General features: G+C 47.2%; 4 protein-coding genes and 10 tRNA genes. All 14 read right to left on the minus strand.

Going from position 1 to position 6,535, the window contains the following annotated elements; all coding sequences use genetic code 11:
• Positions 1-967 (minus strand): RbtT/DalT/CsbX family MFS transporter (locus tag AZ66_RS25095; RefSeq protein WP_044357383.1); only part of this gene is annotated, 967 nt, incomplete at its 3' end.
• Between the two features lie 65 nt (positions 968-1,032).
• Positions 1,033-2,718 carry a ribulokinase gene (locus AZ66_RS25100; protein WP_044357384.1) on the minus strand — a complete coding sequence of 562 codons (1,686 nt, stop codon included), beginning with the start codon at positions 2,716-2,718 and terminating at the stop codon, positions 1,033-1,035.
• Between the two features lie 16 nt (positions 2,719-2,734).
• Positions 2,735-3,847 (minus strand): MDR/zinc-dependent alcohol dehydrogenase-like family protein, encoded by a 1,113-nt coding sequence (locus AZ66_RS25105; RefSeq protein WP_044357386.1) that lies wholly within the window; start codon positions 3,845-3,847, stop codon positions 2,735-2,737.
• 249 nt (positions 3,848-4,096) lie between these two features.
• A complete protein-coding gene (locus tag AZ66_RS25110) occupies positions 4,097-5,218 on the minus strand; it encodes an ROK family transcriptional regulator (protein ID WP_044357388.1) in 1,122 nt (373 codons plus the stop codon).
• A 248-nt stretch (positions 5,219-5,466) separates the two neighbouring features.
• Positions 5,467-5,542, minus strand: a tRNA-Lys gene (locus AZ66_RS25115).
• 14 nt (positions 5,543-5,556) lie between these two features.
• Positions 5,557-5,631, minus strand: a tRNA-Glu gene (locus tag AZ66_RS25120).
• Positions 5,632-5,664: 33 nt separating this feature from the next.
• A tRNA-Asp gene (locus tag AZ66_RS25125) sits at positions 5,665-5,741 on the minus strand.
• 5 nt (positions 5,742-5,746) lie between these two features.
• Positions 5,747-5,822: transfer RNA gene (locus AZ66_RS25130), tRNA-Met, on the minus strand.
• 6 nt (positions 5,823-5,828) lie between these two features.
• Positions 5,829-5,904 (minus strand) — tRNA-Val (locus AZ66_RS25135).
• Positions 5,905-5,966: 62 nt separating this feature from the next.
• Positions 5,967-6,042, minus strand: a tRNA-Val gene (locus tag AZ66_RS25140).
• A gap of 39 nt (positions 6,043-6,081) precedes the next feature.
• Positions 6,082-6,157 (minus strand) — tRNA-Met (locus tag AZ66_RS25145).
• 108 nt (positions 6,158-6,265) lie between these two features.
• Positions 6,266-6,340 (minus strand) — tRNA-Glu (locus AZ66_RS25150).
• Positions 6,341-6,344: 4 nt separating this feature from the next.
• Positions 6,345-6,437, minus strand: a tRNA-Ser gene (locus tag AZ66_RS25155).
• A gap of 1 nt (position 6,438) precedes the next feature.
• Positions 6,439-6,514 (minus strand) — tRNA-Asn (locus AZ66_RS25160).
• Positions 6,515-6,535: the final 21 nt, after the last annotated feature.

The raw sequence follows: 6,535 nt of genomic DNA on the forward strand, positions 1-6,535 counted from the left end.
GCCATACATTGCCTGCTGCAAGTTGAGGAACGTAAAAGAGTAAAATCGTAAAGAAGGCCGAGCCCACACATCCAAACCACATTACTGTATTTCTCCAGCCAAGCTTATCGCCCACAATGCCGAACAGCAGGTTAAACGCAATGTTGCCAATAAAGATCATTGCCCATAGATGCAGCCAGGACGAAATGCTAATGCCTTGACTCTCCATATACAGCGGCATATACACTGGGAAACCGAATTGTGCAGCCGTATTGATGATACGAACCAAGCCGACCAATACGATTTTCGGTTCCTTTTTGACAATTGCCAATCCTTTTGCAAGCTCTTTTAATTTGTTGTCGTGCTGCTCTGCCTTGGCCTTTTCCAGCTTCCCGCCTGGATTGATGATCAGTGCGAACAATGCCCCAAGCAGTACCCATACGATTGCGCTCCATAGTGTATTGATATGCCCCAAATGCTTCAGCGCCCAGGTGGAATAGTATGCACCGAGCACGTTCATGCCCCCAGTGAACACGAACCAGAACCAGCCAACAGCCGTCCCCAGCTTCTTCTGAGGTGTCTGATAAGCAATCCATACGAGGAACGAGTATGCGAACAAAGGATAGCCGAGACCCTTAAACGCATACGTCGGCAGCATCGTTGAAAATGAAAGCTGGGTAATTCCTAAACCAATAAAGCCTACAGAGCCAAGAATATATAGGATCAACCCCGTCAACATTGCTTTTTTAGGGCCAATCGCGTCAACAAATAATCCGGACAGGAAAGAAGACAATGCAATCGTAACCCCGTATACCGTAAATAAAATGCCAGATTGCTGTACGGTGAGTCCCTGTTCAACCAGATATGGGCTTAACCAGCCCTGCTCCAGACCATCCCCCATCATAAAGATCAGAATGCCGAGATAGCCCCAAGCTAGTGATGAAGGAATACCTACTCTGTCGAAAATATTATTGTGTTTCAAATGCATCACTTCTTTCCTGAATGATCAATTCCTTCTTCTACTGTCCGTAATGCAGCTATTCTATAAAGATATTAATTTAAACGCTCTCCACTCATCACTTCCAATTTAATCGCTTTCAATTGTTTGATCGGACTCTGTTCATTGCGACCGAAATAATCATGCAGCCGCACATACTGGGCATAGAGTCGATTATAAATGTCCTGGTGCTTACTTTGCGGCTCATACGTTTTCTTAATGCCTCCACCCATTGCTTTCCCAGCCTGCTGAATCGAATCATATCCCCCGTTAGTACTGCCTGCCGCGACGGCTCCGAGCATGGCGGCCCCCATCGCTGTCCCTTGCTGAGTTGCCGCGACGTGAATCGGCATGCCGATGATGTCCGCGAAGGTCTGCATAATGAAAGGACTTTTTTCCGCAATCCCGCCTGTAGCCATGATTTTGGCAATCGGAACTCCGTGCTGTACAAAGTTCTCAATAATCATTCGCTTCCCGAACGCAACTGCTTCAACCAATGCTTTGTACATTTCTTCGGCTGTCGTAGCCGTCGTCATGCCGAACATCGATCCTGTCAGATCCGCATCCACCAGAACGGAACGGTTCCCATTCCACCAATCCAGCGCAATCAAGCCGCTGGCGCCAGGCTTAATCTTCTCTGCTTTCTCATTGAGAAGCTGCAGCACGTGCTTGTTCGCCGTTCTCGCCTCTTGCTCCAGGCGCTCCGGAACACAGTGATTCGCGAACCATGAGAAATGGTCTCCCATACAGGATTGTCCTGCCTCATAGCCGTAGAACCCAGGCAAAATGCCGTCCTCGCAAATGCCGCTAATGCCTGGCACTTTAACTGCTGTTTCACTGACCAGCATGTCGCAGCCGGATGTCCCCATCACCATCAGTAAAATATCGGGAGTCGTAATCCCGCAGCCGATTACGGCGCAATGGGCATCGCCTATTCCAACGGATACCGCTGTCCCCGCAGCCAGTCCCGTCCATTTTGCGCTCTCTTCTGTAATTGATCCTGCTCGGGTGCCGACCGGATAAATGGTTCTCGACATTTTCTCGTCAACGACGTGTTCCAGCTTTGGATCGAGCGCTTTCAAAAATGAATTTGATGGAAATCCGTTTTGCTTGTGCCATATAGCCTTATATCCAGCTGTACAGCTATTTCGTGTTTCTGTGCCAGTTAGCTGTAGTGTAATCCAATCGGCAAGCTCCATGAACCGATCTGCAGCTTTATAAATTTCGGGCGCTTCATTAAGAATTTGCCATATTTTTGGAAACATCCATTCTGAAGAAATTTTCCCACCGTAGAAGTCCAAAAATTCCTCTCCCCGCATACGGGCTATATCATTCAGCCGGTTGGCTTCCTCTGCTGCCGCATGGTGCTTCCACAGCTTCACATACGCATGCGGATTGTTCTTGTATGCATCCAGCATGCACAGGGGCGTTCCATCCGCCTTTACGGGAAGCATCGTACATTCCGTAAAATCGGTGCCGACGCCAATAATCTGCCTGGCATCAATGCCGCTCGTTTCCAGAACCTTCGCTAGCGTTGCAGTGGTGCATTGTAAATAGTCCTGCGGATGCTGCAAAGCCCAATCCGGCCCCAGCTTCGTTACGCCGTCCGGCAGCACCTGATCCATTACGCCATGTGGATAGTTCATCTCTGCAGATGCACATATCTCTCCGGTGGATACGTTAACAAGTATCGTACGGGCGCTTAATGTGCCATAATCAATTCCAACTACATATTTCTCCATTTTGCATCCACCCTTTTTAGAACGTAATCGCGACTTTGAAATCACCATGCTTCCCGGATGCATATTCAAAGGCTTCTTCCCATTGCTCAATCGGGAACTTGCGAGTCACAATGCCGTTCGTTTTCAGATTGCCGTTTGCAACATTTTCAATGACGAATGGGTAACAATATGGGCTCAAGTGAGATCCCAATACATCCAGTTCCTTGCGGTCGCCGATGATGGACCAGTCCACGGTAGTCGGCTCCCCGAACACGCTGAATTCCACGAAGCGCCCAAGCTTGCGAATCATGCTCAATCCTTGCGTTACACTGGAAGGATGCCCTGTCGCTTCGATGTAGATGTCGCAACCGTAACCCTCCGTCATATCCAAAATCGTTTGAACCACATCCGTCTCTTTCGGATTGAGGACGATATCCGCGCCAAATTCCTTCGCCTTTTCCAAACGGTTCTCAACCAAATCCAGCACAATCAATTTTTTTGGATTTTTCATTCTTGCATATGTGATCATTCCTAAGCCCAGAGGCCCCGCCCCAGAGATAACGACGACATCCTCGCATCCGATTTGCGCCCGATCCACGGCATGCTTCGAGCAAGCATAAGGCTCAATTAGCAACGCGGACTCCAATTCCATCTGTCCAGGCACCTTATGGACAACCGCCGTTTTCGGGTATCGAACATATTCCGCCATTCCCCCGTTGTTCGAGCCTTGGAAACCGAATATGTTATGTGGCTGGCACATCCAGTACTCCCCTCTTTTGCAAAATCTGCATTCTTGGCAAGGAACGATCTGATCCGCAGTTACTCGATCCCCAATTTTGAAATCGGTTACATTTCCGCCAATTTCGACGATCGTTCCTAAAAATTCATGCCCCGGAATAAACGGTGGCTTCACCCATTCTGGCTGAGTCTCATCGCCCCAGAACATTGCTGCACCGTGCATGCACTTCAAGTCTCCTGCGCAAATGCCGCATGCTTCCGTTTTAATAATCATATCGTCAGGCCCGCATTCAGGCGTAGGATAGTTGGCTTCAAAGCGGTAATCATGCTTCCCATACGCTACAAGCGCTTTCATAGTTGCTGGTACATTTCCTGTCGTGGCTTTTAAGCTGGTAGATTGTTGATGATTCATTATGCATCCGCCTCCCAATAAGTAAATTACTTTTGTTAAAGTGTTTTATAAAACTACTTAATGCAAGGATATTCCCTCTCGTCGTTCTTGTCAATATGCAATTAAAAATAAGTATCATTTTGCAGTACAAGATGCGAAGCATTTCCTGCTTGTTCAGCCGATTGGAGGATAAAAAAACGCATGAAGCAGGTAAAGGAACTTGGCTCCTTTAAACCGACTCCATGCGATTGCTGTAATCTTGGTATCTTCTTATATTTGATTAATGAACTGATCGATGAACGGCAGGGCAGCGCCAGCGGCAATAGCCTCCGTTTTATAACTGCAAATGCGCACATAATCTGCATGATCTTCGAACGTATTGCGGCTGGCCACCAGCTTTTTCAACGTATCGATATGATTCTCCATATAAGCCCCTACGTAACCGCCAAGGATAATGTCACAGTCGAACAGCATCCGAATATTATTAATGGCGATCGAAAGATGGCGCAAATAGTTGTCCCATACGATCAACTTTTCACGATTGCCACCCTGTAGCTCCTCAAAAAAACGCGCCAAACTCCCATCAGCTGTATCGGCTAATAAAGAAGCTGAGCAATATGCCTCAAGGCAGCCCTTTTGACCGCAATAACAAGGGAGGCCGTCTGGAATGATCGTAATATGCCCGATTTCTCCGCTCTTTTGATTCTCTCCGGCAAACACTTTATTTCCAATATAAACGGCTCCGCCAATATTATTACTAAGTGAAATATAAAAAGCATTTTTCGTGTCCGGCGTTGCCCATATTTCCGAGAACCCAGCCGCATTCGCATCATTCACAAGAATGGCCGGATACGGTATGTACTTGGTGAAGCGCTGTAACGTCTCTCCGGTGAAATTCAGGATCTTCCCATAAAAGACAGTCTGGTGATCTTCCGTAATCAATCCCGGCACCCCGATGCCGACACCTAATATTTTCGAATCGTCAATATCCAGTTCTTTTATGTCTTCCTGAATGATATTACCCAATAGTTGAAAATAAGGGTCTGAGGTCTCAAATTTCTGTCTTCTTCTGTTGATGTGGATAATATCCCCATTTAAATCAACAACCACAGTTGTGACATGGTTCCGTGTAATATCTAAGCCAATAGCGACTTTGGCATCGCTGATATAAGAATAGACCTGTGCATTTCGTCCTCCGGTATTACCGACGGTTCCCGTATTCGCAATCAGCTTCTCCTGCAGCAAATAGTTTAAATTCTGCGTAATGGTTGGCAGGCTAATCTGCAAATGCTGCACAATATCCTGCTTAGATAAGTTTTTTTCTTGCCGCAGCAGCATATATATTCGATTTCGATTGAATTCCTTAATATTAATGGTTTTGTCTACCACCATAACGTCCCACCTTATTAAAACCCTTTTATAAAAGGAGTTAGTTATCTATTCCTTTAATCATAATGCCTTTCGAATAAAACATCAATAGAGCATGCCCTTATCCTAATTCTAGGGGTAGTACAAATTAGCATCTTTATATCAAATATTGCGTACTCAGAGCATCTTACACTCTCTCGAATCAGCTCTCCTGATCCAAACAACAACAAAAAAGCCTGACGCTTCCGCATCAGGCTGAATATTGCACAAACTGGTGAGCCATGAAGGACTCGAACCTTCGACACCCTGATTAAAAGTCAGGTGCTCTACCAACTGAGCTAATGGCTCTCATAAGAGAGAAATGGTGACCCGTAGGGGATTCGAACCCCTGTTACCTCCGTGAAAGGGAGGTGTCTTAACCCCTTGACCAACGGGCCTTATTCAATTTGATCATTTCTCAAGAAGAAAAATGGCGGAGCTGACGGGATTCGAACCCGCGGTCTCCTGCGTGACAGGCAGGCATGTTAGGCCTCTACACCACAGCTCCATATTTGGTTGCGGGGACAGGACTTGAACCTGTGACCTTCGGGTTATGAGCCCGACGAGCTACCAACTGCTCCACCCCGCGATATGATGGTGGACGCTGACGGGATCGAACCGCCGACCCTCTGCTTGTAAGGCAGATGCTCTCCCAGCTGAGCTAAGCGTCCATATAATATTTCATGTAAAAGCTATGTATCTAAATCTAGCAATGATTATTCATAGCTCTTTATGGTGGACACTAACGGGTTCGAACCGCTGACCCCCACCCTGTCAAGATGGTGCTCTCCCAGCTGAGCTAAGTGTCCTTATCAAAGCAATCCTATATGAAATAGTGATTACATATTTGGTTGCGGGGGCAGGACTTGAACCTGCGACCTTCGGGTTATGAGCCCGACGAGCTACCAACTGCTCCACCCCGCGATATTCGCGCTGGACACTATCAAATTCGAATCGAATGACCCCACCCTGTTAAGATGGTATCTTTTCTGTTAAGCTAGATGCCCTAAACTACGCAATGTCATTCATAAATGGTGACCCGTAGGGGATTCGAACCCCTGTTACCTCCGTGAAAGGGAGGTGTCTTAACCCCTTGACCAACGGGCCATACTGGCGGAGAGAGAGGGATTCGAACCCTCGAGACGCTTGTGGCGCCTACACGATTTCCAATCGTGCTCCTTCGACCAAACTCGGACATCTCTCCATGGCTCCCCGAACAGGACTCGAACCTGTGACAACTCGATTAACAGTCGAGTGCTCTACCAACTGAGCTATCAGGGAATATTAACTGCTTGGCGACGT

The organism is Paenibacillus sp. E194, from assembly GCF_000935845.1.
Classification (GTDB): Bacteria; Bacillota; Bacilli; order Paenibacillales; family Paenibacillaceae; genus Paenibacillus_B; species Paenibacillus_B alvei_B.